Genomic DNA, 26,951 nt, shown 5'->3' with positions numbered 1-26,951 from the left:
CCGCACAGTCAGCGATCTCTGGGCGGCGATCCACAAAGCCTTCATGTGCTTCTCGCCCGAAGAATGCCGCACCTACTTCACAGCTGTCGGCTACGAGGACGACGCTTGTGCTTCAAACTGATTGGGCCGCGCTCTAGAACCGCGTCCGGGTCAGCCAGGGTCTCCAGGGCATAATCCCGCACCACGTCGCGCAGAGCATCCGCATCCCAGCGTCCGCGACCGAGCACCGCTTGCTGACGCCAGGGCCCGGGATAGCCCGCGGCTTCCGCCCGCATCCGACCCGTCTTGCGCCGCTCCGCGCCGAGCAGCCCGTCCAGGAATGCCCCGGCCGAGGCCGCGACCCGCTCCTGCGTAAACGGCGGGCGCAAGCGTCCCTTCACTTCCCGCCGCGACGAGGCCCACAACTCCAACGTCGCCTTGATCGAGGTCCCCGATGTCCATGGCGCGCGAATCATGGTCACGCAGAGATTCAGAACCTCGCAGAAAATGCAAATGCAATGCTAATATCTCAACAGTTGTGCACACATACCGTAGCACGCTCGTTGGGGTCTTGATTCCGTCGAGCAAATCCTGCCGGGCCCGCAATCCTCAGTCTAATCGTGCCGGCAAAAAAAACGTAGACAGGGATCAAAGTGGCGGAAGAAGAGGTTAGGCGTGCCCCAAAATTTATCAAAATCGTCGGCAAAATTGTAGCTGCGTATGCCCCGATTTATCATTTATTCTACGGTCGGCCCAGATAGCGGAGCAGGAAGGCCTGGGCTGGCCGCTCAACGATCTGATGCATAAGCAAAGCAATGGCCAGAGCGAAGACTAATGTTGGCGCCGTGCTTAAGGAGAAGAGATCATCGCTGAGATGCGGCGGTGATATTTTGATAGCTGCTCGGAGGAGGAACGGATGGCTCAGGTAGAGTGCGTATGAGGCGTCTCCAAGCACGACGAGGCAAGCGACCCAGCGGCCTCGGATGGGCGGTAGCCATAAAAACGCTGACACAATGAGCGCGGCGACCAAGCCGTGATGTACGACGTGTGGAAGCCCTGGATCCGACCGGTACAGGACGAAAGCACCAAATGCGAGCATGGTAGATGAGAATGCGTCAGCTCTGACGAAGCCTTTTTGCCAGATGTAGAGCCGCGACAACAGAATCCCAAAAGCGAATTCCGCGATGATCGGATCTGTGTAGAACTGCCAAAGTACAAATTTACTGGACCAGACCTGACCCGCCAAAACATTGATGGCCAGGAGCAGGCACGCAACCCATGGAGCGAGGCGGCCAGTACATAAGCACAGACTGAATAGTATGTAGAAATACACTTCATAACAAAGTGTCCAGGCTAGACCGAACAATGGTTGCATGCGACCGTCGTCCCGCCGATATGGAATTATTAGATAAGATCGCAGAATATGTTCTGAATTCGGCGTAGCACCACCGGACAATTGAGCCGAAAAAATTGAAATGCAGACTATTACTGTCGTTAGAAACCAATACAGCGGCGCCACCCGAGCCAATCTGCATACTAAAAAATGCAGCATCGTGTTTTCCGATCGCATAGAATATGCAATCACGAAGCCGCTCATTACGAAGAAAATATCGACCGCGATGGCGCCAATAGCGAAGGGATTGACGTTCTGCTGGCTAGTTTCTGCGAAACTGCTTCCGATGCTGAAAAGCACGACCAAGATGGCAGCCAGACCGCGCAGTACCTGCAAAGCAGGCAGGCGTGAAACTCCTGCGTCGGATGCCTGTCCGCTGACCGGAGCCTGCAGCTCTGAGAACGCGAGACACCGCTTCATGAGGGCTGCCCTCTGGAACCGCTCGGGCAACTCCGTACGGATTTGCGCCGTGTAAAACCTCCCAAAGAGGAGTAAGCAAACCAACCACACTCCCCAAACCGGGCATCCTGTCTTTCTCATTCGTAGATGAAGAGAGCGACACCAATCCCCCCACCGAAAGCGCGTGACTGAAAAATTATCGACCGTGTCGCAAACGGCGAAATCATAGATTACAATCCCGCGGAAATACCGAAAATATTTCGCCCTTCGGAAAATCGATAACATAGGCAGCGATGTTAGATTTTTAGTCAGATTAGACACTCTGTCGAGCTAATAGTTTCTCAAATTCTCATTTAATAGATGGCTTTTTCGAAAGCCCTCCGAATCTAAGGAGTTCGATTGCGGCCGTAGCAGCATAATCACGCTGATTTTTAGTTTGTCGTCGACCTGACCCATTGCATGTCGTCGCGCGTCGCACGTGACCCGGCCCACTCAACAGGTCACACGTAAGTGGCACGCTTATAATACTTTTTGGTATCTTTCGATCTTAGTGGTCGCGTGATTTCTGAATCGAGATCCGTAAAACGCCGAAATCGGGTTGCTCTTGCTCCTATCTGCGCCGAGGCAGACAAAAAATATTCCAAAATCTCTCCTTCTATCATCCTGTTGGCTTCGTCGATTGTTGGCATGACACTGTGAGCTCCGGCTCGTTGACGGCCAGTAGTACAATTGTCGAACAAGACACTCTGCTGCACGCAAGCACAGCGCTGATCCATCAAGGAAGCTCTCATGAGCGTTCACCCATCAGCACTACCTCAAAATGGTTCGTTCAGCGTGTGCATCGTTGGCGCGGGGCCGGTCGGAATCGCGACCGCCGTGGAATTGAGCTCCCGCGGGATAAGGACGATCTTGTTGGAAGCCGGGGATGCCCGAGCCCGACCGCAAGCGCGAACGAACGGCGCGCTCATTGCTGAAGCCCAAAGCGTCCAGCACAGTCCAGACTCCGAAACGGTAGGGCGCGGTCTCGGAGGTACCTCTAGCCGTTGGGGTGGCCGCTGCGTTGAGTTCGACGATATTGATTTTGAACGCCGTGACTTCGCTGATGCCGACGGTTGGCCGATTTCTCACGCCGACCTCAAGTCCTATTACCCGCGGGCACGACGCTTGCTGAGCAGTGATCTAGAGGAGAGTGAGGTTAAATCAGAAATCAAATCTGCATTCAATCTCTCGGTCGAGACTTGGGCACGGGAGCGGAATACGGCGATTGTGAACTCTCAGCACCTTAGAATCTGTAAATACCTTGAAGTACTTGTGAATTGCGAGGTAACAGAGATAAATTTTTGCAGTGTCACCGACCGAGTTCAATCTCTGACGATTGTATCCGGGGATCATCATCGGAGCATCACAGCGGACTTTTTTGTGCTCGCCGCGGGCGGGCGGGGTTGCACGCGTCTACTCCTGAACCTTCAGGCAGATTTTCCTGTCCTATTCGGTGGTCGCTCCGGCCCGCTTGGACGCTACTACATGGGTCATGTCGCTGGCGAAATTGCGGAGATCGCTTTCGCAAACAAGGCGCTAGCCGAACAATATACGTTCCGTCGCACGCACAACGGCACACTCGTACGGAATCGCTTTCAGCCAAGCTCAAGTCTGCAACGCTCTCTTGGTCTTCAAAACATAGTGTTATGGCCAAACGGCAGCGATAATAGTCGCCTTGTGTGGGGCGATCCTGCATGCTCGGTGCGTTACTTGGCAAGCCGCACGATTCGTCGCCGAACACGCCCCGAGAACTTGAACGCAGCCACGATCAGCGATCATATTCGAAATATTCTGGCGTTTCCTGTTTCTGCCGTCGGCGGGACGGTGCGCCGATTGAGCAACCGCCACATTATGACGATGTTCCAATCACAATTCCTGGCCTCGAATCAGACCAATACTTATCTTCTTCGGTACCATGCCGAGCAGCTCGCAAACGCGGAGAGCTGCGTTTGCCTCGCAGCATCAAGAGACAGGAATGGCGTACGAATGCTGGATACGAATTTTCACTTCAAAAAACGCGATTACATTTCCGTGATTACCGCTCATCAGGAGCTCGACAATTGGTTGCGCTGCAGCGGTATAGGGCGCCTTGAATATCTCGTTGATCCCAATCAGTGCGAAGAATTTATTGCGTCTCAGGCAAAAGACGGGTACCATCAAATAGGGCTTAATCGGATGGGAAGCAACAGATTAGATGGTGTCGTCGATGCCAACGGCAAAGTTTTCGACGTCGGAAATCTATATGTAGCCGGGAGTTCAATCTTTCGCAGCTCTGGTCAAGCAAACCCCACGTTGCCAGCTGTCGCGTTCGCGGTGCGTTTATCGCATCATCTTCATGCGCTCTTGTCGGGTCTGCCCGCCGAGATTGGTGATACGGGAGCTGGTACGATCGCTTTGAAGGGGACTGTAAATCGATCCAGAGCTTTAGTGTAGTATAATATGATTTCCTTTCAGTATTTGCAGACCCAGTTCAGGCAATCAAGAAATTTGAATGTAGAAAGCTTTCTGCGTATTTGGTTTTATTTCGGCTTTTTCGAGGGTCTCGAGATGCCACCAGTATTATCGGTAGATCTGCGACGACGCTTGATTGGCCTGCCCCCATTGAAGTGGTCCGCCCTTTGGTATGGCTTTTGAGCCTGTGGAGTTGACCCCGTTTGTGGTCCACGGCCTATGCAAGTTTTCGAGCTGTGACAGCTTGGTTGGCGAAGGCTCGGGGCGTCAAGCCGCCCAGGGCCGTATGGGGGCGATCTTCGTTGTAGTGGCACCTCCAGTTCTCGATGCGCTCGCGGGCATCGGCCAGCGACAGGAACCACGAGGCGTTCAGACATTCCGCCCGTAGGCGGCCGTTGAACGACTCGATGTAGGCGTTGTCTGTCGGTTTGCCCGGTCGTGAGAAGTCGATCTCGACCCCGTTCAGGTACGCCCACTGGTCGAGCATGCGCCCGGCGAACTCCGGTCCATTGTCCACCTGTAGGCTCTTTGGACGACCGCGGAGCTTCACCAGTGCGTCCAGGGCCTCGGTCACCTGGAAGGCGCGGAAGTTGGCTCTCGGCGTGAGTGAGAGCGCCTCTCGCGTATGGCAATCGACGACCGTCAAGATCCGGAACGGACGTCCGTCGAAGATGCGATCAGACATAAAGTCCATGGCCCAGACCTCGTTGGGCCCACCGATCGCCGGCTGCCCTTGCCGGTAGCGCCAGGCTCGTTTGCGTTTGGGCAGCTTGGACCGGATCGACAGTCCCTCGTCGCGATAGATCCGGTAGGTGCGCTTGTGGTTCACCTCCCAGCCCTCCCGTCGCAGTAGGATATGCAGCCTTCGGTAGCCGTAGCGCACCCGCGCGGCAGCGAGTTCCTTCAGCCGCATCCGCAGCGCAACCTGCGGGTCAGAGCGCTTCCTGTAACGCTGGGACGAGCGGCCAAAACCGGTGGCCCGGCAGGCCCGACGCTCGCTGATGCCGTAGGCCACCTGCAGGTGGCCGGCGACTTCACGGCGAGCGCCGGGCCTTACCACTTTCGCTTCAGGACATCCTGCAACATCGCGCGGTCCAGCGTCAGGTCGGCCACCAATTGTTTGAGCTTGCTGTTCTCGTCCTCCAGCTGCTTCAGCCGCCGGATCTCCGGCACGCCCATGCCGACGAACTGCTTCTTCCAGCGGTAGAACGTCGGCTCGGACACACCCATCTTCCGGCAGACCTCGTCCACCGTCGCGCCGTTCTCCGCCTGCCGAAGGGCGAAGGCGATCTGTTCGTTCGTAAAGCGCTTGCGAGGCATGGCATCCACCCTCCTTCAGGGTTCAGGATGCCCGAAAAACTTGCGCTCAGCGCGGACCAGTTTGATGGTTCAGGGTCAGTTGAAACGGCCAGATCGGCTCGGGGCGAGATTTCGCGGATCGTTCCGGAAATACCATGCCGAAGCCTGCTTTAGGTCAGCGCAAAATCAAGAGGGGCCCCGAAGGGCCCCATGGGATCACATGCGGTGATGGCGATGACCATGGCCGTGGCGCATCATGTGACCGCGGTGATGATGGTGACGCATCATGTGGCCGCGGTGGTGGTGGTGACGCATCATGTGGCCGCGGTGGCCATGCATGCCGTCCATGCGAACGTCGACGATGTTGGTGGTGGCATCGACGGCGCCGATCATGCCGGGGGCGGCCGAGGCGGGTGCGGCGATGCCGATGGCGCCGAGCGCGGCCAAGGCTGCAGCGGCGATCAGGGATTTCTTCATGGGGGATTCCTCGTGGGTTATTGGTGGACTGGACCGGGTCGGGTACCCATCCGGCGGCATCGAGAAACGGCCATGCTTCCAGGACCGTTCCGCGGTGTGCGTACTCACAAGCCGGGCATGGATAAGGGAATGCTTTTCCGTGGAGCCGGCTCTGGAGTGGGCACGGCACGACGTTGACGTAGGCACCCCGTGGCATTCCTCATGGCGGTCGCCGAGCGATAGCATCGCCGACCATCCTTCATCCGGGCCGGGTGCACGCCGAAGCAAGCTTCCGAGGCGGTATGGCGAACCGAGATCATGGCGCCCGGTGGATGACGTAGGTCACCACAATCGCGTCGTTGATGCAGGCGCTCATTGCGTTCGTCGAAGCGAGCTAATGGGACACAACACGCTGACTTGATGGTCGCCCGTATGGCGTCTGCCGCGGACCATTCGGGCACCCGTAAGTGGTCAGGCTCCAAGGTAGAACTGGATCACCCGAGGCGTGAGGGCGACGTCGGCTTGTATGCACGGCCAGCCGTAAGTAGACCTTCTGAACTCGACCCCAACCAGTCATTCCAAGTTGCATCCATGCCCGGTACGCCTCGCGGAGGCGGCACCTGCACGGAGCGCATAACTTAGCGGCGTCGGATATCCGATCGTTTTTCGCACATGATGGTTCGGGCTGCTGAACGACCTCTTGGGGCGATCAGCGGACCCTGGCCCTACGCCCTCAAGCGGACGTTCCGCCTCCGACCCAACATGGTCGTTCGGCCGGACGCCTCCGTCGCCCGTAAGCGGACATAAGCCTTCCTACAGGAAATCCGTGATGGCGCTGACGAGTGCCTTGGCGTTCTCCTCCGGCACCCAATGGTTGCCCGTTCGATGTTCCGGAAGGTCACATCCTTCGCCACCTCGCGCATCATTCCTTCGGTGAAAGGTGCGAACGCGGTGGCCGCACCGGGGAGTGCAAGTACCGGCATCGTCAGGTTTCCGTCCCGCTTGAGGTCGTCCCTGTTGCGTTCCACGTCCACCGGGAAGGCGCGATAGAGCACGAAACCCGCCCGCATCGCGCCGGGTCGGGAAAAGGCCCGGACATAGCGCTCACGAACCTTGGAAGCTGTGTCGGTCGACCTCACCTTTAACCCATGGGCAGCGCGTTCGACGTCATCATCGTGGGGGGAGGTGCCGCAGGCATCGGTGCCGCCCGGCGGCTTGCGGTCCACGGGTCATCAGCCCTGCTGCTTGAGGCGTCTTCGCGCCTTGGCGGCCGTGCACACACGCAGGACATCGACGGGTACCCGCTCGACCTCGGGTGCGAATGGCTCCATTCGGGCGACCGCAATGCCTGGGTCGGCATCGCCGAAACGTCGGGCTTCCCGGTCGACCGCGGCGAGCCGCCTTGGACGAAGGCCCACCCCGGCATCACACAGGACAAGGACGCCCAGGAGGCGGCGCAACGGGCGTTCGGCGACTGGGAGGAGCGGCTCCGTTCGGCCGCGGCGGGCAGCGACCGGGCGAGCGACGCCCTTGAGCCCGGCGGAACCTGGAACGCCTACGTGCGGGCCATCGCCGGGTTCATGAGCGGCGTCGCGCCCGAGGGGATCTCCGCCACGGACTACCTGGCCTACGACGATGCCTCGACGGGTCGGAACTGGCACCTGCCGCTGGGTTACGGCACGCTGGTCGCCGCTAGCCTGCCGTCCTCGACGACGCTGCGCCTCGCCACCCCCGCCGAGCGGATCGACCTGACGGCGGACGGCATCGCCGTCACCACCCGCGCCGGCATCGTCCGCGCCGGAGCCGCCATCATCACGGTCTCGACCGCAGTCCTGGCCAGCGACGCGATCCGCCTTCCCTCCGGGGTGGACCCGTGGCGCGAGGCGGCCGCCGCCCTGCCGCTCGGCCGCAATGAGAAGCTCTTCCTGGAAATCGGGCGCGACACCGCGTTCGAGCCGGACTCGCATGCTTACGGCAACCTCCACGACTCAAGGGCTGCCGCCTATTCCATACGCCCGAACGGGTGGCCGGTGATCGAAGCGTTCCTCGGGGGTGATGGCGCCCGCATCGTGGAGGAGGAAGGCCCGGCCGCCGGCTTAGCCTTCGTCTCGGCGGAGTTGGCCTCCCTGTTCGGCAGCGACGTGACTTCGGCGATCCGACCACTGGCGGCGACGTCGTGGAGCCGGATGGCCTCAATTGGGGGCGCGTATAGCTGCGCCCTGCCGGGCCGATCCGGTGCGCGGGCCCAGCTGGCCCGGCCTTTCGAGGACCGCCTCTTCTTCGCGGGCGAGGCGACGCATCCCTTCGACTTCACGACGGCCCACGGGGCTCACGACAGCGGGCAAAGGGCCGCCGACGAGGCAATGGCGGCGTTAGGTGACAGGCTTGGCCACGGGCGGCGGGACGCTCACGCCTCCTGAGCGTCGCGCGCAGCCCGGTAGCGACCTCATCCCCGGTGACGCAGAGCCTCGACCAGCAGGGCGAAGGCGGCCGCGGGCTGGCGCTGGCTCGGATAGTACAGGTGATAGCCGGGGAACGGTGCGCACCAGTCGGCCAGCACCCGCTTGAGCCGGCCGTCGTCGAGGTAGGCCTCGACCCTGTCCTCCGGCAGGTAGGCGAGCCCCAGGCCCCCGAGGGCCGCGTCCAGGATCAGGGCGGTGCTGTTGAACACCGCCTGCCCCTCGACGCGAACGTTGATCTCCCGTCCGCCCTTCTCGAACTCCCAGGCGTAGAGGCCGCCGCGCGTCGGTAGGCGCAGGTTGATGCATTGGTGCTCGGTGAGGTCCTGCGGCGTGCGCGGCTTCTTCCGTCCGGCGAGGTACCCGGGTGCGCCTACTACCGCCATGCGCATCTCGGGCCCGATGCGCACCGCCACCATGTCCTTCTCGACCTGCTCGCCGAGGCGCACGCCCGCGTCGTAGCGCTCGGTGACGATGTTGGTCAGCCCGTTGTCGGTGATGGCGGTCGGCCTGATCCTGTTCGTGATCGGGTCGGCCGGCTGCGCCCTATCCGGAACCGCGGGGCAGATGATCGGATGTCGCGTTGTGCAGGCGGTCGGGGCCTGCGGCGGCGTCGTGCTGGCGCGTGCCATGGTTCGGGACCTCTACGCCGGCTATCGCGCCGCGCAGATGCTCTCCATCCTGATGACGGTCATGGCGGTCGCGCCGCTGCTCGGGCCGTTCCTCGGCGGGCAGGTGCTGGCGCTGGCCGGCTGGCGTGCGATCTTCTGGTTGCTGGTCGGGGTCGGCCTATTGACCCTGGCGTCGGTCTTCACGTTGCCGGACACCCTGCCGCCGGAGCAACGCAATCGCGAGCCGCTGACAGGCGCCTTCGCGCGCTACGGCGAACTCCTGCGGGAACCTCGGGTGCTCGCCTATGCCGGTGCCGGCGGCTTCTTCTATGGCGGGATGTACGCCTACATCGCCCGCTCGCCGTTCGCCTACATCACCTACCACCACGTTCCGCCGCAGTTCTACGGATTGCTTTTCGGGATCGGCATCGTCGGCATCATGGCGATGAACCTCCTGAACGCGAGGCTGGTGACCCGGTTCGGCGGCGACCGGCTGCTCGTCTGGGGCACCGCCGGCGCGGCCGTGTCCGGCGTCGCCCTGGCGCTCTCGGCCGCCACGGGCTGGGGCGGGCTATACGGACTGGTGGTGCCGCTGTTCTTCTTCATCGCGGCGACTGGCTTCATCGTGGCCAACTCGGTTGCCGGCGCGTTGAACGGCTTCCCGAGACGGGCCGGCGCGGTCTCGGCCCTGGTCGGGGCGATCCACTACGGCAGCGGCATTCTCGGAGCCGGGCTGGTCGGCGTCTTCGCCGACGGCACGCCGTGGCCGATGGGCTGGGTCATCGCCCTCGCCGGCCTCGGCAGCGCCGCCAGCGCCATGTTCGTCACGCGCGGCGTCCTCGTGGAGCGATGAACCCGGTCCCACGGCTTGGGCGGCCGGCGCCATTCATGAGAGATCCTCATAGCCCTATGCGGATCTGAACCACTAATCATGGGACCCCGGCGCGGTACCTTGGAGTTTGTCCAGGGTGTCTCTGCCGCCGGGGCATCCCGCTTTGCCTGTTCGGCCTCAGGCCGAGCACACCCCAACAGGATCGGAGACCGCCATGGGACGACCTGGAGCATTCGATATGAGCCGACGCGACCTCGTCGCCGGGGCAACCGCCGCCGCGGCCCTGACCACGTTGCCCTCGGGCGCCCGCGCCGGGACGGCGGCCACCGACCAGCCCGTGCTGGCGAAGGTGTTGCTGACGGTGAACGGCCGGAAGCGCGACCTGGAGCTCGACACACGCACCAGCCTGCTCGACGCGGCACGCGAGCACCTACATCTGACCGGCTCCAAGAAGGGCTGCGACCACGGGCAGTGTGGTGCCTGCACGATGATCGTCGACGGCCGGCGCATCAATTCCTGCCTGACCCTCGCGGTCATGCATCAGGGCGCCGAGATCACCACCATCGAGGGCCTTGGCCAGCCCGAGAACCTGCACCCGATGCAGGCTGCCTTCATCAAGCACGACGGCTACCAGTGCGGCTACTGCACCCCCGGCCAGATCTGCTCGGGCGTCGCGGTGCTCGCCGAGATCAAGGCCGGCATCCCGAGCCACGTCACCGCGGACCTGACCGCGCAGACCACGGTGACCGAGGCTGAGATCCGCGAGCGCATGAGCGGCAACATCTGCCGCTGCGGCGCCTATTCCAACATCGTCGAGGCGATGACCGAAGTTGCCGGGAGGCAGGCATGAGATCCTTCACCTACGAGCGCCCGACCTCGCCTGCCGAGGCGGCCGCCGCCGTCGCCCGCACGCCGAACGCCAAGTTCATCGCCGGGGGCACCAACCTTCTCGACCTGATGAAGCTGCAGATCGAGACCCCGGCCCATCTCGTTGACGTCAACGGCCTGAACCTCGACAAGGTCGAGGCGACCTCCGAGGGCGGCCTGCGCATCGGCGCGTTGGTCCGGAACACGGACCTCGCCGCCGACGCGCGTGTCCGGAAGGATTACGGCGTGCTCTCGCGGGCCCTGCTCGCCGGCGCCTCGGGGCAGCTGCGCAACAAGGCGACCACCGCCGGCAACCTGCTTCAGCGGACCCGCTGCCCGTACTTCTACGATACCGCCCAGGCCTGTAACAAACGTCAGCCCGGCTCCGGTTGCTCGGCCCTCGACGGGGTCTCCCGGCAGCTTGCCATCATCGGCGGCAGCGACGCATGCATCGCCACCCATCCGGGTGACATGGCGGTGGCCATGCGCGTGCTCGACGCAAAGGTCGAGACCGTGGACGCTAAGGGCGGTACCCGGACGATCCCGATTGCCGAGTTCCACCGCCTGCCGGGCGACCGCCCAGACGTCGACACGAACCTCAAGCCGGGCGAACTCATCACCGCGGTGACGCTGCCTAAGCCGGTGGCGGGCACGCACATCTACCGCAAGGTCCGCGACCGCGCCTCCTATGCCTACGCCCTGGTCTCCGTCGCTGCCATCCTCGGCAAGGACGGGTCCGGCCACGTCGCCTTTGGTGGGGTGGCGCACAAGCCGTGGCGGGTCGAGGCGGCCGAGGCCGATTTGCCGAAGGGCGCCAAGGCGGTGACCGACCACGTCTTCGCCGGCGCCAAGCCGACCCACGAAAACGCCTACAAGCTGAAGCTCGCCGAGCGCACGCTCAAGGCGGCGCTCAACCAAGCGAGGGCCTGAGCCATGAAGTTCGACACCCCCGCCGGCCAGAACCCCATCGACCAGCTCAAGGTCGTGGGGAAGGCCACCGACCGGATCGACGGCAAGTTCAAGACGACCGGCACCGCCCCCTACGCCTACGAGCGCCACGATGTCGTGGCGAACCAGGCCTACGGCTACGTGCTCGGGGCCGGCATCGCCAAAGGACGCGTGCGCCGCATCGACACTTCGGCCGCCAAGCAGGCCCCTGGCGTGCTCGCCATCGTCACCACCCTTGAGACGCCCAAGCTCGGCCTGGGCAAGATGAACGTTGCCAGCCTCTTTGGCGGCGATGCGATCCAGCATTACCATCAGGCCATCGCCGTCGTCGTGGCCGAGACCTTCGAGCAGGCCCGGGCCGCCGCCTTCCTGGTGAAGGTAGACTACGCGCCGGAGGCCGGTAAGTTCGACCTGGCGGCGGAGGCAAAGGGCGCCAAGCCGGTTCCCGGCGACAGCGGCGAGGGAAGCGGTGGCGGTGCCGAAGACAGGCACGGCGACTTCGAGGGCGCCTTCGCCCAGGCGGCGGTCAAGCTCGACCAGACCTACACCACGCCCGACGAAAGCCACGCCATGATGGAGCCGCACGCGACCATCGCGGCCTGGCAGGGCGACCAGCTGACCCTCTGGACCTCGAACCAGATGATCGCCTGGACCCATGAGAGCATCGCCAAGATCCTCGGCATCCCCAAGGAAAACGTCCGAATCGACAGCCCCTACATCGGCGGTGGTTTCGGGGGTAAGCTGTTCGTACGCTCCGACGCGGTGCTCGCCGCCCTGGGGGCGAAGGCGGCCAAGCGTCCGGTGAAGCTCGCGCTCACCCGGCCGCTGGTCATCAACAACACCACCCACCGGCCAGCCACTATCCAGCATATCCGCATCGGCGCGACGAAGGACGGCCACATCACGGCCATCGCCCACGAGAGCACCTCGGGCAACCTGCAGGACGGCAAGCCGGAGACGGCCGTCGACCAGACCAAGCTGCTCTACGCGGGTAACAACCGCCTCACCGCGATGAGGCTCGCCCACCTCGACCTGCCCGAGGGCAACTCCATGCGTGCCCCGGGTGAGGCGCCCGGCCTGATGGCGCTGGAGATGGCCATGGACGAGATGGCCGAGAAGCTCGGGCTCGACCCGGTCGAGTTCCGGGTTCGCAACGATACCCAGGTCGACCCCGGCAAGCCGGAGCGCCCGTTCTCTCACCGCGACCTGATCGGCTGCCTCAAGCTCGGTGCGGAGAAGTTCGGCTGGGCCAAGCGCAACCCGACCCCCGGGCAGGTCCGGGACGGCCACTGGCTCGTCGGCGTCGGCATGGCCGCAGGTTTTCGCAACAACCTGCTGATGAAGTCAGGCGCCCGCGTCCGCCTCGGTGGCAACGGCACGGTCACGGTCGAGACCGACATGACCGACATCGGCACCGGCAGCTACACCATCATCGCGCAGACCGCAGCCGAGATGATGGGCGTGCCTCTCGACAAGGTCGTCGTGCGACTCGGGGATTCCGATTTCCCGGTCTCGGCCGGCTCGGGTGGTCAGTTCGGCGCCAACAACTCCACGTCCGGTGTCTACGCCGCCTGCGTGAAGCTTCGCGAGGCCGTGGCGCAGAAGCTGGGGATCAACTCGGCTGACGCCGTCTTCGCCGACGGCGAGGTTCGGTCCGGTAACCGCGCCGTGCCGCTCGGGCAGGCCGCAAGCGCCGGCGAGCTCGTGGCCGAGGACGCCATCGAATACGGCGACCTCTCGAAAAAGCAGCAGCAATCGACCTTCGCCGGTCACTTCGTCGAGGTGGGCGTGGACGTCGACACCGCCGAGGTGCGCGTCCGGCGAATGCTAGCTGTCTGCGCGGCCGGCCGCATTCTCAACCCGAAGTCCGCCCGCAACCAAGTCATCGGCGGGATGACCATGGGCGTCGGCGCGGCGCTGATGGAGGAACTCGCCGTCGACACCAAGCGCGGTTTCTTCGCCAACCATGACCTCGCCGGCTACGAGGTGCCGGTCCATGCCGACATCCCGCACCAGGAGGTGGTCTTCCTCGACGAGGTCGATCCGCAATCGTCTCCGATGAAGGCTAAGGGCGTCGGTGAGCTCGGCATCTGCGGCGTCGGCGCAGCGGTGGCCAACGCGGTCTACAACGCCACCGGCATCCGCGTGCGGGACTATCCGATCACCCTCGACAAGCTCATCGCCCGCATGCCGGACGCGGCCTGACCGGCCGGATGGAGCAAGTTATCGACGCCCGGTACCGGGGCAAGTGGCGCACGGCGCTACCGTACCCCGGTACCATCATCAAAGGAGAGGACGCGGGATGACCACGACCGTCGTCGTCCGCGGGGAGACGTTCGAACTCGCTTTGGAGCAGCAATCCAAGTCCGTCTTGAGGGTGAGCGGCACCAACAAGGGCAAGTTCCTCCAGTGGGAGGGCAGAAACCCGAACAGCGCCGCCGCCAAGTGGCGGGAGCATGCCCACTACTCGACGCTCTAGCCGATCTTTCGCCGGCTCGATGTGGCCCCGGACCGATCTGCGCGGACACTGTCAGGAATCCCCATGCGTCCAAAAATCATCTGTCACATGATCAGCTCCATCGACGGGCGCCTGCATCTCAGCCGGTGGACCCCTCCCGCCGCGGGCATCGACACCGGTCTGCCGCATCGCCACTACGAGGAGGTCGCGGCGCGCCTCGGCGCCCAGGGCTGGATCGTCGGTCGCAGGACCATGGCGGAGATGGCCAAGGGGACGGAACGCAAACCAGCGCTCAATGGCGTGCTCCCGCGGGAGACCTACGTGGCCGACCGCAAGGATCGGGACCTGGCCGTGGCCATCGATCCGCATGGCAAGGTTCACTACGGGCAGGACAATGCCGGGGGCGACCATGTCGTCGCGATCCTGGGCGAGGGCGTCTCGGACGCGTACCTCGCCGAGTTGCGGAAGGACGGGGTCTCCTACGTCTTCGCCGGCCGGGACGGGCATGACCTCGCCCATGCCCTGGACGTCCTCGGCGAGACCTTCGGGGTTGGCACCCTGCTGCTGGAGGGCGGGGGCGCCATCAACGGGGCCTTCCTTAAGGCTCGCCTGATCGACGAGATCAGCGTGCTCATCACCCCCGCTATCGATGGCCTGACGGGGGTGCCCAGCATCTTCGATTACGTCGGCGCAATCGATGAGAAGCCGGCCGCCGGCCAGTCCCTGCGCCACCTCTCGACGGAGACCCTGGAAGGCGGCGTCGTCTGGCTACGCTACCGGGTCGAAGACGCACCGGCGGCCTGAGCATCCCCCCCGAACCCGCCAATTGGAACGAACATGCCGAGGCTCACCACGACCGTCGATTATTCCGAGCGCGACGCCGCCATCGCGATCAACACCTACACGACGGTGCTGCGACGCCCCCGGGTGCCGCACGAGCTTTTCGCCACCTACTGGCGAGACGTGCACGGCCCCCTGTGCGCCCGCATTCCCGGGCTCGGTTGGTACGTGCAAAGGCACCTCGACCGCGAGCAGGATGCGCACCTCTGGCCGCAAGTCGAGGGGATCGGGCCGTTCGAAAATTACGAGTTGGACGGGGGCGTCGAGATCGGCTTCCGCTCCGCCTCGGACCAGGCGGCCTTCGACGAGGCGTGCCCGATCCTGTTCGCGGACGAGCAGAACATGTTCGCCGCCACGGTCGCCTACGCGCTCCCGCACGGCTCGACGACCTTGGTGGACCGTGTAGCCGAGCCGTCCCCGAATGGGGACGACGGGCTCGACCGGATCGAGATCCATCTCGGCGCCTTGCACGATGACGCCGCGGCGTTCGGCAAGCGCATAACCGCGTTGGCCCGCTCCCTCGCGGCAGAGGCGGTGGTCCTGAAGGTGCGGCTTCACCTGCCTGAGCTCTACGACAACGCGAAGCCCGCTCCGCCCGCGCCGAACGTGGATCACGCGGTGCCGAGCGAACGTCGGCTGATCGCGGTCCTGGAACTGGCGTTCGGCTCGCCGTTGGAGCGACGGACCTTCTACGCGTCCGATGCCTTCGGGGCAGCGACCGTAGGATTGGGCGAGCATGTCGCCTATGCCTCGGCATTCGCGGTCAGCGGTGTCTACACCTACGTCCGCGATGGAAAGCTGACGCTGGCGGGCCTGCGCGGCAGCCGGCCGGCCCAGCTCATCGAGCGGATCGGCGCGGTCAACCAGGTTGGTGCGGACGTACGGCACCTGTTTCTCCCCGACGAGGTATCCGGTTGCTGAGTAGCCGCCGGCGCCTGAAGACCGATGGTTCCGCCTGCATCCGGCCGGGCTGACCATTCGTTCCAAGGGTAAGCCTTCAGGCCGGGCCTCTCGACCCGTGGGGTAGCGCGTCGCGGATAACGTCAAGCGAGCGGATTGCCCGGCGCACCGAGTGTCGTGCTCTTCGGTGCTGAACGCACCGCCTCCGGCATATTGAGGACCAGTGCCAGGATCCCGGAACTACCATCCCTGGCCGTGGGCGTTCGCGATTGAACCGGCTCGGGGAAAGGCATTCCCGCCCGATCGCCATCGGGATGCGGCAGCCACCTTCAAGGCGCCCGGCTTGGCCGCGTCGGAACACCCGAAGGAACCGCCGTCTTGCCATTGGGGGCAGTCTCGCGCGGAAGGACCTCCAGAATGCAGAGCTACGTAACTTCTTTCGGTCTGGGCTTCGTTGCGGGGATGCGCAACATGACGGCGTGCGCCGCCTTGGCTTGGGCCGCCTCCGAGGGGCGTACGCGCGGAAACCTCATCCCCGCCGGTTCCGGCGCCCGCATGCTCGCCACGGGGGCGGCAATCGCCGAGATGGCCGGGGACAAGATGCCGTTCGCCCCAGATCGGCGCATCCCGCCGTCCTTCGCATTTCGGATCGCCGTCGGCGCGTTCGGTGGGTGGGCGTTGGCCGGGCACCGTTCGTCCCCCGAGGTCGGGGCCTTGGCCGGCGTTGCCGGTGCGGTCGCCGGGACGCTCCTCGGACGCTCCGCCCGGGGCCCCGACTCCCGCACGATGCCCGGCCGCGCCAAAGGCCTCGCCGAGGATGCCGTCGCCGTCGGTCTTGCCGTTCTGGTGATCTCCTCGGCCGAGCGCCAACCCCGGACGACCGACGCGATCTTCCGAACCCGCGGCACCTAGGACCCCCGTGTCTTGCGTGGTGGCGCATTCCCCTCAGCGTGCAGGGCGGACGCTACCCCGTTCAATGGCCAGGGATAGACGCCGCGAACAGGTTGAGACGAGCGAGGCGACCCACTGCCATGGCTCGCCTCGCCTTTCCTTACTCTAGGTTGATTACGTGCGGAACATTGGGGTCAAAAGGCGGATCTTTGGGTTGGCTATCAAAGCGGGCGTATCAGCACTGCCGTAGTGCAGGGCCACCATGATGTTGGTGATATTAATGGCCGGGTTCGCTCTATGTGTAGTAGCGCCCCGGTATGGGTCGCTAGTTCCTGCAGCGTCATAGTACTCTCGGCTTTGACGATGAGAGCAGCTGAGCGGAGGGGTAGGGCTCTGTCGATAGGAACTATGTCTGCTTGAAGATATTAGCCACCGAAAGCAGCCGAACCGCTACCCACCCATTTCGGACCGCGCCTCATTTTCCAGTTCATCCTGGAAGCGGACCTTGCTCCTCGACGGGCGCCCCGGCACCGCGGCGTAAGCCGTCGATCAACAGGAGCACCATCCGCCGTGTGTGCGCCTGTCCGTCCTCGTCGGAGGCAACGGAGAGGTTGCCGACCGCCCGCAGCAGATCGTAGGGCGCGATATCGGTCCTCACAGTGCCAGCCTCGGCTGCGGCTTGAAGTAGCGACGTCAGCACTGGCTCGAACCGGCTGCGGAAGTAGGCAGGTAGGCTGTCGAAGGTCGCATCCCCTGAATGCAGAGCAGTGGCCAATCCTTGCTTTGTCGCGATGAACTGCGTGTAGCGGAGAAGCCATCCTTCCAGGGCTGCGTCCGGGGTACGCTCGACCGCGAGGGTCGTCGCCTCAGCGGCGCATCTATCGACCTCCTGACGGAACACGGCTGCCACGAGGCCGGCTCGCGTGGGAAAGCGGCGATAGAGCGTACCGACGCCAACCCCCGCTCGCGCTGCGATATCCCGCACGGGGGCATCCACGCCTGAAGCAGCGAAGACGGCTTTGGCAGCGTCCAGGAGGGCGTCCTCGTTCCGCTGGGCGTCGGCGCGCAGAGGACGGGCGTCGGCATCGCCCATCACAGGGCCGCCCTTCTCGTCCTCCCTTCGGTCGATCACGCGCTTTCCCTCGGTCAATGTATGCCTCTTGCAAAGCGGAACGATGTTCCACTAAAGCGGGCGCCCTGAGTGCCATAGCGGAACGACGTTCCGGTTCATAGGCGCTGAGATCACGTTCTACGATAGGAGAACCGTATGGCAGAACATCTGAGCGAAGCACCTAGGGCGCATGTCGAGGGTCTTCGACCTATCGTTGCCGTCGCGCCGATCGACATCCCGGCGGCGGGCCGCGGGGGGACGTTGCAGGTCCGGGTGTCAGCCCCGATCCAAGGCGACGCGCTGCCCATCCTCGTCTTCTCGCACGGGAACGGCCAGTCGCTCCACGCCTATGGCCCCCTGGTCAATTACTGGGCGGCGCACGGCTTCGTCGTAGTTCAGCCGACCCACCTCGACGCGCGCATGCTTGGGCTGGCCAAGGACGATCCGCGTCGTCCACAGATGTGGCGTTCGCGCGAACACGACCTGATCGCGGTGCTGGATGGGCTGGACCATGCGGAAGCTGCCGTCCCGGGCCTTCGCGGACGCATCGATCGCGGGCGGATTGCCGTGGCAGGTCACTCGTGGGGCGCCCAGACCGCGAGCATGCTGCTTGGAGCAACGCACCCCGACCCCGATGACGGCTCGGTCGTGGACATCCGTGATGCCAGGGTCAAGGCGGGTGTGCTGCTGACCGTGCCCGGCACGGGCGGCGACAACCTCAGTCCCTTCGCGGCGCAAAACTTTCCCTTCATGCACCCGGATTTCTCGCGCATGACGGCGCCGACGCTCGTGATCGCGGGCGGAAACGACAAGGGAGCCATGACCGTCCGCGGTCCGGATTGGTGGCGTGAGGCCTACGACCTCAGCCCAGGCCCGAAGGCACTGTTCACGGTGTCGGGCGGCGAACATTCGCTTGGCGGCATCTCCAACTACGAAGCGCGGGAGACGACCGACGAGCGTCCCCTTCGGGTAGCCGCGATCCAGCGTCTTTCGACGGCGTATCTCCGCACCGCGCTTGACCCGTCCGACGCATCGTGGGGAACGCTCGTCGGTCAACTGAAGGACGGTCTCGACCCGGAAGGGGTTATCGAGGTGAAGTGAGCGAAACGCGGCTGCATTTCGCCACCGAATGCTGAAAGCAGCCAGTCTTAAAACTACCCACCCGGACGTAGGTCATCCTCCACTAGAGCTGTTGTCGTTTAGGTTGGGTCATAAGCGTCGTATCCGGCGGCGGCGATGTAGTTGCGACATTCCGCTGGAGTGAAGGCTGCGAAGGCCCGGGCGATGGCTGCCCAAAGGTCTGGGACGGTTCGGGCAGCGGCGGTGCGCAGCAGCGCCTTAAGCTTTGAGAAGGCCTGCTCGATCGGGTTGAAGTCGGGCGAGTAGGCCGGGAGGTAGAGGAGCCGCGCGCCGGCCGCCTCGATGGCTTCGCGCACGCCGACGACCTTGTGGGATTGCAGGTTGTCGAGGATGACGGTGTCACCCGGCTTCAGCACCGGGACCAGGGTGTTGGTGACGTAGGCCCGGAAACGCGCGCCGTTGGTGGCCCCGTCGAACAGGGTGGTGGCGACCAAGCCGCTGGTGCGCAGGGCGGCGGTGACGGTGGTGGTCTTGTAGTGATGGGGTGGACGCCCCCCGACGGCATCCACGTGCCAAAGTGGTGGTGTTGAGAACCACCGGAGGGAGGCGTCCGTGACAGAGGTTAGCACCATCGGCCTGGATCTGGCCAAGAACGTCTTCCAGGCGCACGGCGCGAATGCTGCCGGTGCCCCGATCTTCCGCAAGAAGCTACGGCGTGATCAAGTACTCGCCTTCTTTGCGGCCCAACCACCCTGCCTCGTGGCGATGGAGGCCTGCCCCGGCGCGCATCATTGGGGCCGGGAGATCGGCAAGCTTGGCCACATGGTGAAGCTGATCGCGCCAGCCTACGTAAAGCCCTTCGTCAAACGGCAAAAGAACGGTGCAGCCGATGCCGAGGCGATTTGTGAGGCCGCGCAGCGTCCGACCATACGCTTCGTCGCTGTGAAGAGTGAGGCCAAGCAGGCCTCCGCAGTGATCTTCCGGACCCGCGACGTACTGATCGGCCAGCGCACCCAGCTCATCAACGCGATCCGTGGCCATCTCGCCGAGTACGGCCAGATTGCCCCACAAGGCCCCGCCCACGTCGAGCGGCTGATCGCGCAGATCGAGGATCCCGAATCGGACATTCCTCTAGCCGCTCGTGCCAGCCTCGCCGTTCTCGTGCATGCGCTCCGCCATCTGCAGGAGCAGACCGCAGCCCTCGATGCCGAGATCGCCACACGCGCGAAGGCCGACGACACGGCCCGGCGGCTGATGAGCGTGCCGGGCATCGGCCCGCTGATCGCCACCGCCATCGAGGCCTTGGCCCCACCCGTCGAGACGTTCCGGTCAGGCCGCGACTTCGCCGCCTGGGTCGGGCTGACACCGGTGCAGCGCTCGACTGGCGGCAAGGAGCGGCTCGGACGTACCTCGCGTATGGGCGAGCGGACGCTGCGACGTCTGCTGATCATCGCTGCCAGCGCAGTCGTACGCTGGGCCAAACGCAAAGGCGTGCCGGCGGACTCGTGGTTGGGCCGGATGCTGGCGCGCAAACCGCCGATGCTGGTCATCGTAGCTGTGGCGAACAAGAACGCGCGCATCGCGTGGGCCCTTCTGACGAAGGGCGGGACCTACCGAGCTCCGGCCGTCACCGCGTAGGCGGGGCGGACGCGAGGCTGTCGGAGGGCGTGAGAAGGTCGACGGACAGGTATGGCGCAACGTCGGTGAGACGGAGTTGGGAGAACCAGGCTCAGGGTAAGCGCTTCGAGCGCGCTGTAGTGATGTGGTCCCGACTCTCGCACTCCCATACGGGCCCGCGGCATGTGACCCGCCGCATCAGAGGCCGGACACATGGCAGCACCCGATCACGCGCAGCGCCCGTTCAGAGATTTTGCTTGCACCCTAGGGGGCGTCCACACGTGCCCGTGAGGCACGGCGATCCGGCAGCGCTGACCGCACGGAGCACGACCATAGCGGCGGACCATCTTCGTCGTGGCGGCCGTCTCGTCGAGGACCTGCCCGGCGGCGCGACGGCTATGGATGCTCAGTAGCCGAGCGTTCGAACCGCGGACGGCGTCGGCGGCTTTTCCCCTTGGTAAGGCTGGTTCCCGGTGCGGCCACTTCTTGCTCATCCCGGCACCCCCAGCTTAGGGCGAACAGGAGCGAGCCGATCATGCAGAGAAAAGTCCTCGTCGCCGGCGCCCAGGGCGTCATCGGCCGCGCCGCGGCCACCCGCCTCGCCGCTCAGCCCGACACTCGGGTGCTGGGCCTGTCGCGTCGAACCGAACCGTCCGTCCCCAACGTCGAAGCGGTCTCCGTCGACCTCCTCGAACCCAGCCAGATCCGGGAGCGTCTCGGCGGCGTCCGCGACGTCACCCACATCGTCTTCGGAGCCTACATCGAGAAGCTGACGGCCGCCGAGAAGAGCACCGTCAACGTCGCCATCCTGCGCAACCTGCTCGACGTCGTCGAGGAGACCTCGCCGGGCCTACGGCACGTCACGTTCTACCAGGGTGGCAAGGCCTACGGTGCCGATCTCGGGCCCTTCAAGACGCCCGCCCGCGAGGACGATCCGCGCTTGATGCCGCCGAACTTCTACTACGACCAGGAGGACCTCCTGCGCGAGCGCCAGAAGGGCAAGGACTGGTCGTTCACCGCGCTCCGGCCCGAGGCGGTCTGCGGCTTCGCCGTCGGCAACCCGATGAACCTGCTCACGGTCATCGCCGTCTATGCGGCCATCTCGAAGGAGCTCGGCATCCCGCTTCGCTTCCCCGGCACGGAGGCCGCCTACCGGGCGCTCTACCAGGTCAGTTCGGCCGACATCCTGGCGGAGGCGGCCGACTGGGCTGGCACGACGCCGGCCGCGCGGAACGAGATCTTCAACATCACCAACGGCGACTACTTCCGCTGGCAGCACATGTGGCCGCGGATCGCGCGCATGTTCGACATGGACTGGGCCGATCCGATCCCGATGCCGCTCGCGACCTACATGGCCGACAAGGCACCGCTCTGGGACAGGATGACCAAGCGCTACGGGTTGCAGCCGATCCCCTACGACAAGGTAGCCTCATGGCCCTTCGGCGATTTCATCTTCGCCAGCGGCTTCGACAACATCAGCAGCACGATCAAGGCCCGTCAGGCGGGCTTCCATGCCTGCATCGATACCGAGGACATGTTCCGGAACCAGTTACGGCACCTCGGCGACCTCAAGGTCATCCCGCCCGTCGCCTGAGATCCGGCATCGACCACAGCATCACCCGTCAGGAAGGAAGCCGAACATGTCCCGCTTCGAAAAGAGCGTTGTCGTCGTCACCGGCGCCGGAAGCGGCATCGGCGCCGCCACCGCGAAACGGTTCGCGTCGGAGGGCGCTTCCGTCGTCCTGAACGGCCGGGACCGGGGCAAGCTCGACCGCGTCGCGTCCGAGCTCGATGCTGGGCGAACTTTGGTGCATGCGGGCGACGTCTCGCACCAGGCCGATGCCGAGGCGCTCATGGCTGCTGCGGTCGGGCGGTTCGGCAGGCTCGACGTGCTAGTCAACAATGCCGGCGTCGCCCCCACCGGCCCCTTCCTCGAAGCCTCGGTCGAGGATTGGCGCAAGGTCATGGCGGTCGACGTCGACGGCGTCTTCTTCTGCATTCGGGCCGCGTTGCCCCATCTGCTCACGGCGAAGGGTAGCATCGTCAACGTGTCTTCGGTATCGGGTCTCGGCGGCGACTGGAACATGAGCTTCTACAACGCCGCCAAGGGGGCCGTGACCAACTTGACCCGGTCGCTGGCGCTTGAGCTCGGCGACAAGGGCGTACGGGTGAACGCCGTCAATCCGAGCCTGACCTTCACGGACTTGACCCGGGACATGAAGGACGACGCGGCCCTGATGGCGAAGTTCACCGACCGAATCCCGATGGGTCGCGGCGCGGAGGCAGAGGAGGTCGCCGACGTCATCGCCTTCCTCGCGAGCTACGACGCGCGTTTCGTCACCGGGGTGAACCTGCCGGTGGACGGCGGCTTGTCCGCCTCGAACGGCCAGCCGCGACAGGCTTGATCCACACACGTGTCGATTGCCGGTACCCTCACGGCGCCTTGTGTCCGCATGCCGATGGCCTGTCATCGGCACCACCCGCAAAACGGAGAACGACGATGGAAATCAGACGCCTCGGCCACTCAGGGCTCCGCGTACCCGCCCTCAGCTTCGGGACCGCCACCTTCGGCGGGGGCAACGATTTCTTCAAGGCATGGGGATCGACCGACGCGGGGGGCGCCTCCCGCCTCGTCGACGTCTGCCTCGACCACGGCGTGTCGATGTTCGACAGCGCCGACGTCTACTCGGACGGGCTGGCCGAGGAGATCCTGGGTGCCGCCATCAAGGGCAAGCGCGACCGCCTGCTGATCTCGACCAAGACCACGTTCCCGATGGGCGACGATCCCAACGGCTTCGGCTCGTCGCGCCAGCATCTCGTCGACGCCGTGGACAAGGCCCTGACGCGGTTGGGCACCGGGCACATCGACCTGCTGCAGCTCCACGGGCAGGACTACAACACCCCGGTGGAAGAGACGCTCTCAACGCTCGACGGGATCGTGCGCTCCGGCAAGGTCCGCTACATCGGCGCTTCGAACTTCTCCGGGTGGCACCTGATGAAGTCGCTCGCGGTGTCGGACCGATACGGCTACCCGCGCCACGTGGCGCATCAGGCCTACTACTCCCTGCTCAACCGCGACTACGAATGGGAATTGATGCCGCTCGGGCGCGACCAGGGCGTCGGCGCGGTGGTTTGGAGCCCGCTGGGCTGGGGCAAGCTGACAGGCAAGATTCGTCGCGACCAGCCGCCGAAGCCGGGCACGCGGGCACACGACATCGCCGAGACCGGACCGCACTACGAGCAGGAGCGCCTTTTCCGGATCGTCGATGCGCTTCTCGGCGTCGCCGGAGAAACCGGCAAGACTGTGCCCCAGGTCGCGCTGAACTGGCTGCTCCGGCGTCCGACGGTGTCCAACATCGTGGTCGGCGCGCGCAATGAGGAGCAGCTGATCGAGAACATCGGTGCGGTCGGATGGAGTCTCTCGGAGGAACAGGTGGCCATGCTCGATGCTGGCAGCGACGTTCCGCCGGCCTATCCGGTGTGGCACCAGCGCGGCTTCCCGATGCTGAACGAGCGCGGTTGAGCATCGGGGATCGGGCGGGTCGGACCAAGCGTTCCGGCCCGCCTCAGCGCGCCTACAAGGCACGCATCTCGTTGACCAGGAAGTCGATCAGCGTGCGGACTCGCTGCGGCAGCCTCCGTTGCGGATACACGATGAAGAACTCGAAGGGCTCCTTCGACGCCCACGTCTCCAGCACGGGTAGAAGGGCACCAGACGGGATCTCGTCCCGCCCGTAGTGGCCGGGCAGCTGCACCCAGGCCGAGCCCGTCCACGGCGGCCTGGATGAGCGTCTTGCCGCTGTTCGAGTGCACCCGTCCGAGGGGGGCGAAGGCATGCTCCTCGCCCTCCCTCCGGAAGACCCATCGACGGTGCCCTAGGCTGAGGCAAAGGGTGGGATCGAGGATCGTCGGGTCGGTGACCCGGATCCACCGGCAAGGGCCGTCCGTTGGCCGCTTCCCGTACGATCACCCCTGCTTCCCGGGTGCTTCTTCATCGGCCGCAGGAGCGATCCGTTTCCCAAGTGGCGGCGCTGACGAGGGCCGGCCCCCCATGGTTAAGGAATCCTTCATTTGGGAAGCGGGCACCGGGAAACGCATCCAGCTTTCCGCTTCCCTCGGAGTCGACATCGACAGCGACCAGGATGGCGTCGATGGCCCTACATCCGCTCCTTGATCCCCGCGGAGACCAGCCACCAGTTCACCGGATAGCTCGTCACGAATCCCGCCACCATCGCGGCCTGCATGGCGAACCAGAACTCGGCCGAGTTCACCGGTGCCGGTTGCCCCGCGAGCTGCGGGAACAGGGTGAACTGGGCGAACGCCATGAAGCCGTACATGCCGATCTGCCAAGCGATCAGCGACAGGGTGTCGGCCTTGAGCGCGGCGACGATGCCCTGGCCGGGGGAGAGCCCCCGCATCGGTACGATGGCGTAGTACTGGAACACGATCCCGAGCCCGAAGGCGAAGACGAAGTCCAAAACCCAGACCGCGTACATCTTCTCCTCAAACAGCGACTGCCAGCCGAACCAGACCGCCGCCGCCGGCACCAGGAAGGCAAGCCATTCGGCTGCGACGTCGCCGAGCATGCAGCCGCTGCCGCAGTGGAGTGCGCCCTTGCCGACCATCACCGGGAAGGGAGTTTGCGTCATGTTCGGCGGCTTCTCATCCCGCTCCATCGCGCGGTGATGCGCCTCCATGGTGCCGAGGCGGCCATAGCGAAAGTAGGCCCAGACCACGACCACCGTGCCGAACAGCGCACTGACAGGCCAGACCACGTTCATTACGGTCATGTGCTGCGGATGCCGGATGACCTGCACCGACAGCAGCAGCGCGCAGGCGGCCCCGAGCAGCAGGGCTAGGATCGATAGCCCGTGGAGCCAGGAAGGGAACATCGTGGCCATGCCGCTCAATGTCCCATCGCCAGCATCCAGACGGCCATGGCGACCATCATCACGTTCTCGGTCAGCGAGACGAAGCCGAGCGGCACCTTGCTCGATCCGCCGACGCAGGCGCACTTGATCTCGCGCTTCTCGACGTAGACCGCCTTGAACACCGAGACCGCGCCGATGGTACCGATAAATAGGGCCACGGGGATCGACAGCCAGTTCAGGGCGCCGGCCACCATCAGGAAGCCGGCGAGACCCTCAAGGAACGGGTAGGCGTAGGCGTAGCGCACCCAGCGCTTGGCCAGCAGGTCGTAGCCGAGGAACATCGACGAGAAGGTCTCGATGTCCTGCAGCTTGAGGAGGGCCAGCACGCACATGCTGAAAGCGATGAACCACTCAGCCGCCCGAACCGTCAGGGGCGTGCCGTACACGGCGTAGCTCGCCGCGAGCGCCATCAGCGCGGTCATCGAGAACACCGCCACGACCGGCGTATAGGTCGTCGCGTTCGGGTCGTTGGCGGCCCGCCCGAAATGCCGCCTGAGGTCGTCGAAACCCCCGACCCGTTCGCCGTTGATGAAGGTCTGTGGCGTCGACTTGACCCCGTGTTCGGACTTGAAGCGGTCGGTCTCGTCGCGGGTGATCAGCCAATGATCCTCCACCTGGAAGCCCTGTCGTTCGAGGAGGTCCTTCGCCTTCAGCCCATAGGGACACGTGTGCTGCGGCATCATCATCCGATACAGGACGGCCTTGCGGGACGCGGGGGCTTGCATCGGAAACTCCGTGGGTTGTCGGGCCGGGATGCCGTCTGGGCTTCTAAGTGGAAGCAGGGTGCGGGCAGCGGCCGGTTGGGCTTGCGGACCTTCCTGCACCTTCCCATCATGGCAAGGTCAACGGGGGGCTTTCACGATGAACATCGGCGAGGCGAGCCGGGCCTCGGGGCTCTCGGCCAAGATGATCCGGCACTACGAGAGCATCGCGCTCGTGCCCCCGGCGGACCGGCGCGACAGCGGCTACCGCGATTACGGGACCGCCGACCTGCACCGGCTCGGCTTCATCCGACACGCTCGGGACCTGGGCTTCTCGCTGGACCGTATCCGGGTGCCGCTCGGGCTCTGGAGCGACCCCGACCGCAGAAAGCACGACGTGAAGGCCATTGCGAGGGCCCACGTCACGGAACTCGAACAACGGGCCCGCCAACTGAACGAGATGGCCGACGCCCTGCGGTCCCTAGCCGACGCATGCGACGGCGACGGCCGGCCGGACTGCCCGATCATCGCCAGCCTGGAGACCGGGACCAACGTCCCGGCCTGCCATCCGGGCGCACCCCAGGGGGCGACGTCGCCCCCCGCACCGCGCCGGAAGGCATTCTCCAAGCGTTGAGGCTATACGAGAGGGACAGCCGACGATCCAACGTCCGCATGGTCCGTTCGTTTCC

General features: G+C 64.7%; 23 protein-coding genes and 4 pseudogenes. 17 read left to right on the top strand and 10 right to left on the bottom strand.

The window, feature by feature from the left end; translation table 11 throughout:
* Window position 1: 1 nt before the first annotated feature.
* Window positions 2-121, top strand: a pseudogene (locus ACYQPG_RS30395) (IS630 family transposase); the annotation flags it as partial.
* Window positions 122-134: 13 nt separating this feature from the next.
* On the opposite strand, the pseudogene ACYQPG_RS30390 reads toward ACYQPG_RS30395, so the two are convergent.
* Both ACYQPG_RS30390 and ACYQPG_RS30385 read right to left on the bottom strand, forming a co-directional pair.
* A pseudogene (locus ACYQPG_RS30390) lies at window positions 135-455 on the bottom strand (IS701 family transposase); the annotation flags it as partial.
* 266 nt (window positions 456-721) lie between these two features.
* Window positions 722-1,792 (bottom strand): acyltransferase family protein, encoded by a 1,071-nt coding sequence (locus ACYQPG_RS30385; RefSeq protein WP_461232661.1) that lies wholly within the window; start codon window positions 1,790-1,792, stop codon window positions 722-724.
* 768 nt (window positions 1,793-2,560) lie between these two features.
* Here ACYQPG_RS30385 and ACYQPG_RS30380 point away from each other — a divergent pair.
* Complete coding sequence (locus tag ACYQPG_RS30380) at window positions 2,561-4,243, top strand: FAD-dependent oxidoreductase (protein ID WP_461232660.1); 1,683 nt, start codon at window positions 2,561-2,563, stop codon at window positions 4,241-4,243.
* A gap of 235 nt (window positions 4,244-4,478) precedes the next feature.
* Here the strand turns inward: ACYQPG_RS30380 and ACYQPG_RS30375 are convergent.
* Window positions 4,479-5,581, bottom strand: a protein-coding gene (locus ACYQPG_RS30375) for an IS3 family transposase (RefSeq protein ID WP_461232659.1) whose coding sequence is annotated in 2 segments (ribosomal slippage) — window positions 4,479-5,320 and window positions 5,320-5,581 — 1,104 coding nt in all. Because the reading frame shifts where the segments join, the coding sequence is not laid out codon by codon here.
* A 195-nt stretch (window positions 5,582-5,776) separates the two neighbouring features.
* Entirely contained in the window at window positions 5,777-6,037 is a 261-nt protein-coding gene (locus tag ACYQPG_RS30370; protein WP_461232658.1) for a hypothetical protein, read from the bottom strand.
* Window positions 6,038-7,164: 1,127 nt separating this feature from the next.
* Here ACYQPG_RS30370 and ACYQPG_RS30365 point away from each other — a divergent pair.
* Complete coding sequence (locus ACYQPG_RS30365) at window positions 7,165-8,436, top strand: flavin monoamine oxidase family protein (RefSeq protein ID WP_461232657.1); 1,272 nt, start codon at window positions 7,165-7,167, stop codon at window positions 8,434-8,436.
* A gap of 26 nt (window positions 8,437-8,462) precedes the next feature.
* Here the strand turns inward: ACYQPG_RS30365 and ACYQPG_RS30360 are convergent.
* Window positions 8,463-8,969 (bottom strand): annotated as a pseudogene (locus tag ACYQPG_RS30360) (LysR substrate-binding domain-containing protein); the annotation flags it as partial.
* Between ACYQPG_RS30360 and ACYQPG_RS30355 the strand changes: the two are divergent.
* The 8 genes from ACYQPG_RS30355 (at window position 8,950) to ACYQPG_RS30320 (ending at window position 16,843) form a co-directional block, all read left to right on the top strand.
* Window positions 8,950-9,939, top strand: a complete 990-nt coding sequence (locus tag ACYQPG_RS30355; protein ID WP_461232656.1) for a Bcr/CflA family efflux MFS transporter — start codon at window positions 8,950-8,952, stop codon at window positions 9,937-9,939. The pseudogene ACYQPG_RS30360 and the gene ACYQPG_RS30355 overlap by 20 nt on opposite strands.
* A gap of 193 nt (window positions 9,940-10,132) precedes the next feature.
* Window positions 10,133-10,768 (top strand): aldehyde dehydrogenase iron-sulfur subunit PaoA, encoded by a 636-nt coding sequence (gene paoA / locus ACYQPG_RS30350; protein ID WP_461232655.1) that lies wholly within the window; start codon window positions 10,133-10,135, stop codon window positions 10,766-10,768.
* Window positions 10,765-11,715: an FAD binding domain-containing protein gene (locus tag ACYQPG_RS30345; RefSeq protein ID WP_461232654.1), complete on the top strand. Its 951-nt coding sequence runs from the start codon at window positions 10,765-10,767 to the stop codon at window positions 11,713-11,715. Before paoA ends, ACYQPG_RS30345 begins: the two co-directional genes overlap by 4 nt.
* 3 nt (window positions 11,716-11,718) lie before the next feature.
* Window positions 11,719-13,938: an aldehyde oxidoreductase molybdenum-binding subunit PaoC gene (gene paoC, locus ACYQPG_RS30340; protein WP_461232653.1), complete on the top strand. Its 2,220-nt coding sequence runs from the start codon at window positions 11,719-11,721 to the stop codon at window positions 13,936-13,938.
* A gap of 97 nt (window positions 13,939-14,035) precedes the next feature.
* On the top strand, window positions 14,036-14,212 hold the full coding sequence (locus ACYQPG_RS30335) for a hypothetical protein (RefSeq protein WP_461232652.1): 177 nt from the start codon (window positions 14,036-14,038) through the stop codon (window positions 14,210-14,212).
* Window positions 14,213-14,275: 63 nt separating this feature from the next.
* Window positions 14,276-14,995, top strand: coding sequence for a dihydrofolate reductase family protein (locus ACYQPG_RS30330; RefSeq protein WP_461232651.1), 720 nt, complete (start codon window positions 14,276-14,278; stop codon window positions 14,993-14,995).
* Window positions 14,996-15,028: 33 nt separating this feature from the next.
* The gene (locus ACYQPG_RS30325; protein WP_461232650.1) at window positions 15,029-15,952 is read left to right on the top strand and encodes an EthD domain-containing protein; all 924 of its coding nucleotides are present in this window, start codon (window positions 15,029-15,031) and stop codon (window positions 15,950-15,952) included.
* 396 nt (window positions 15,953-16,348) lie between these two features.
* Window positions 16,349-16,843, top strand: coding sequence for a hypothetical protein (locus ACYQPG_RS30320; RefSeq protein ID WP_461232649.1), 495 nt, complete (start codon window positions 16,349-16,351; stop codon window positions 16,841-16,843).
* Between the two features lie 466 nt (window positions 16,844-17,309).
* Here the strand turns inward: ACYQPG_RS30320 and ACYQPG_RS30315 are convergent, their stop codons facing one another.
* The gene (locus ACYQPG_RS30315) at window positions 17,310-17,915 is read right to left on the bottom strand and encodes a TetR/AcrR family transcriptional regulator (RefSeq protein ID WP_461232908.1); all 606 of its coding nucleotides are present in this window, start codon (window positions 17,913-17,915) and stop codon (window positions 17,310-17,312) included.
* A gap of 174 nt (window positions 17,916-18,089) precedes the next feature.
* Between ACYQPG_RS30315 and ACYQPG_RS30310 the strand changes: the two genes are divergently transcribed.
* Window positions 18,090-19,034 (top strand): alpha/beta hydrolase family protein, encoded by a 945-nt coding sequence (locus ACYQPG_RS30310; protein WP_461232648.1) that lies wholly within the window; start codon window positions 18,090-18,092, stop codon window positions 19,032-19,034.
* Window positions 19,035-19,132: 98 nt separating this feature from the next.
* Here the strand turns inward: ACYQPG_RS30310 and ACYQPG_RS30305 are convergent.
* Window positions 19,133-19,561, bottom strand: a pseudogene (locus ACYQPG_RS30305) (IS630 family transposase); the annotation flags it as partial.
* A gap of 64 nt (window positions 19,562-19,625) precedes the next feature.
* Between ACYQPG_RS30305 and ACYQPG_RS30300 the strand changes: the two are divergent.
* The 4 genes from ACYQPG_RS30300 (at window position 19,626) to ACYQPG_RS30285 (ending at window position 24,153) form a co-directional block, all read left to right on the top strand.
* The gene (locus tag ACYQPG_RS30300) at window positions 19,626-20,651 is read left to right on the top strand and encodes an IS110 family RNA-guided transposase (protein WP_461232647.1); all 1,026 of its coding nucleotides are present in this window, start codon (window positions 19,626-19,628) and stop codon (window positions 20,649-20,651) included.
* A 514-nt stretch (window positions 20,652-21,165) separates the two neighbouring features.
* Window positions 21,166-22,224 carry an SDR family oxidoreductase gene (locus ACYQPG_RS30295; RefSeq protein ID WP_461232646.1) on the top strand — a complete coding sequence of 353 codons (1,059 nt, stop codon included), beginning with the start codon at window positions 21,166-21,168 and terminating at the stop codon, window positions 22,222-22,224.
* A 46-nt stretch (window positions 22,225-22,270) separates the two neighbouring features.
* A complete protein-coding gene (gene budC / locus ACYQPG_RS30290) occupies window positions 22,271-23,035 on the top strand; it encodes a meso-2,3-butanediol dehydrogenase (protein ID WP_461232645.1) in 765 nt (254 codons plus the stop codon).
* Window positions 23,036-23,130: 95 nt separating this feature from the next.
* Entirely contained in the window at window positions 23,131-24,153 is a 1,023-nt protein-coding gene (locus ACYQPG_RS30285) for an aldo/keto reductase (protein ID WP_461232644.1), read from the top strand.
* 52 nt (window positions 24,154-24,205) lie between these two features.
* Here ACYQPG_RS30285 and ACYQPG_RS30280 read toward each other — a convergent pair whose 3' ends face one another.
* The 3 genes from ACYQPG_RS30280 to ACYQPG_RS30270 all read right to left on the bottom strand — a co-directional run bounded on the left by ACYQPG_RS30280 (window position 24,206) and on the right by ACYQPG_RS30270 (window position 26,286).
* Window positions 24,206-24,466: a hypothetical protein gene (locus ACYQPG_RS30280; protein ID WP_461232643.1), complete on the bottom strand. Its 261-nt coding sequence runs from the start codon at window positions 24,464-24,466 to the stop codon at window positions 24,206-24,208.
* A gap of 321 nt (window positions 24,467-24,787) precedes the next feature.
* Complete coding sequence (locus ACYQPG_RS30275; RefSeq protein ID WP_461232907.1) at window positions 24,788-25,522, bottom strand: DUF4396 domain-containing protein; 735 nt, start codon at window positions 25,520-25,522, stop codon at window positions 24,788-24,790.
* Between the two features lie 14 nt (window positions 25,523-25,536).
* Window positions 25,537-26,286 carry a glutaredoxin family protein gene (locus tag ACYQPG_RS30270; RefSeq protein ID WP_461232642.1) on the bottom strand — a complete coding sequence of 250 codons (750 nt, stop codon included), beginning with the start codon at window positions 26,284-26,286 and terminating at the stop codon, window positions 25,537-25,539.
* A 136-nt stretch (window positions 26,287-26,422) separates the two neighbouring features.
* Here ACYQPG_RS30270 and cueR point away from each other — a divergent pair, with 136 nt between their 5' ends.
* A complete protein-coding gene (gene cueR / locus ACYQPG_RS30265; RefSeq protein ID WP_461232641.1) occupies window positions 26,423-26,896 on the top strand; it encodes a Cu(I)-responsive transcriptional regulator in 474 nt (157 codons plus the stop codon).
* Window positions 26,897-26,951: the final 55 nt, after the last annotated feature.

Source organism: Methylobacterium sp. CM6246 (assembly GCF_054818005.1).
This window is presented reverse-complemented; position numbering and strand designations above follow the sequence as displayed.

Bases quoted from the DNA above. Each gene is read 5' to 3' on its own strand.
- ACYQPG_RS30385 (WP_461232661.1), bottom strand. From the start codon at position 1,792: ATGAAGCGGTGTCTCGCGTTCTCAGAGCTGCAGGCTCCGGTCAGCGGA.
- ACYQPG_RS30380 (WP_461232660.1), top strand. From the start codon at position 2,561: ATGAGCGTTCACCCATCAGCACTACCTCAAAATGGTTCGTTCAGCGTG.
- ACYQPG_RS30370 (WP_461232658.1), bottom strand. From the start codon at position 6,037: ATGAAGAAATCCCTGATCGCCGCTGCAGCCTTGGCCGCGCTCGGCGCC.
- ACYQPG_RS30365 (WP_461232657.1), top strand. From the start codon at position 7,165: ATGGGCAGCGCGTTCGACGTCATCATCGTGGGGGGAGGTGCCGCAGGC.
- ACYQPG_RS30355 (WP_461232656.1), top strand. From the start codon at position 8,950: ATGTTGGTCAGCCCGTTGTCGGTGATGGCGGTCGGCCTGATCCTGTTC.
- paoA (WP_461232655.1), top strand. From the start codon at position 10,133: ATGGGACGACCTGGAGCATTCGATATGAGCCGACGCGACCTCGTCGCC.
- ACYQPG_RS30345 (WP_461232654.1), top strand. From the start codon at position 10,765: ATGAGATCCTTCACCTACGAGCGCCCGACCTCGCCTGCCGAGGCGGCC.
- paoC (WP_461232653.1), top strand. From the start codon at position 11,719: ATGAAGTTCGACACCCCCGCCGGCCAGAACCCCATCGACCAGCTCAAG.
- ACYQPG_RS30335 (WP_461232652.1), top strand. From the start codon at position 14,036: ATGACCACGACCGTCGTCGTCCGCGGGGAGACGTTCGAACTCGCTTTG.
- ACYQPG_RS30330 (WP_461232651.1), top strand. From the start codon at position 14,276: ATGCGTCCAAAAATCATCTGTCACATGATCAGCTCCATCGACGGGCGC.
- ACYQPG_RS30325 (WP_461232650.1), top strand. From the start codon at position 15,029: ATGCCGAGGCTCACCACGACCGTCGATTATTCCGAGCGCGACGCCGCC.
- ACYQPG_RS30320 (WP_461232649.1), top strand. From the start codon at position 16,349: ATGCAGAGCTACGTAACTTCTTTCGGTCTGGGCTTCGTTGCGGGGATG.
- ACYQPG_RS30315 (WP_461232908.1), bottom strand. From the start codon at position 17,915: ATGGGCGATGCCGACGCCCGTCCTCTGCGCGCCGACGCCCAGCGGAAC.
- ACYQPG_RS30310 (WP_461232648.1), top strand. From the start codon at position 18,090: ATGGCAGAACATCTGAGCGAAGCACCTAGGGCGCATGTCGAGGGTCTT.
- ACYQPG_RS30295 (WP_461232646.1), top strand. From the start codon at position 21,166: ATGCAGAGAAAAGTCCTCGTCGCCGGCGCCCAGGGCGTCATCGGCCGC.
- budC (WP_461232645.1), top strand. From the start codon at position 22,271: ATGTCCCGCTTCGAAAAGAGCGTTGTCGTCGTCACCGGCGCCGGAAGC.
- ACYQPG_RS30285 (WP_461232644.1), top strand. From the start codon at position 23,131: ATGGAAATCAGACGCCTCGGCCACTCAGGGCTCCGCGTACCCGCCCTC.
- ACYQPG_RS30280 (WP_461232643.1), bottom strand. From the start codon at position 24,466: ATGCCTTCGCCCCCCTCGGACGGGTGCACTCGAACAGCGGCAAGACGC.
- ACYQPG_RS30275 (WP_461232907.1), bottom strand. From the start codon at position 25,522: ATGTTCCCTTCCTGGCTCCACGGGCTATCGATCCTAGCCCTGCTGCTC.
- ACYQPG_RS30270 (WP_461232642.1), bottom strand. From the start codon at position 26,286: ATGCAAGCCCCCGCGTCCCGCAAGGCCGTCCTGTATCGGATGATGATG.
- cueR (WP_461232641.1), top strand. From the start codon at position 26,423: ATGAACATCGGCGAGGCGAGCCGGGCCTCGGGGCTCTCGGCCAAGATG.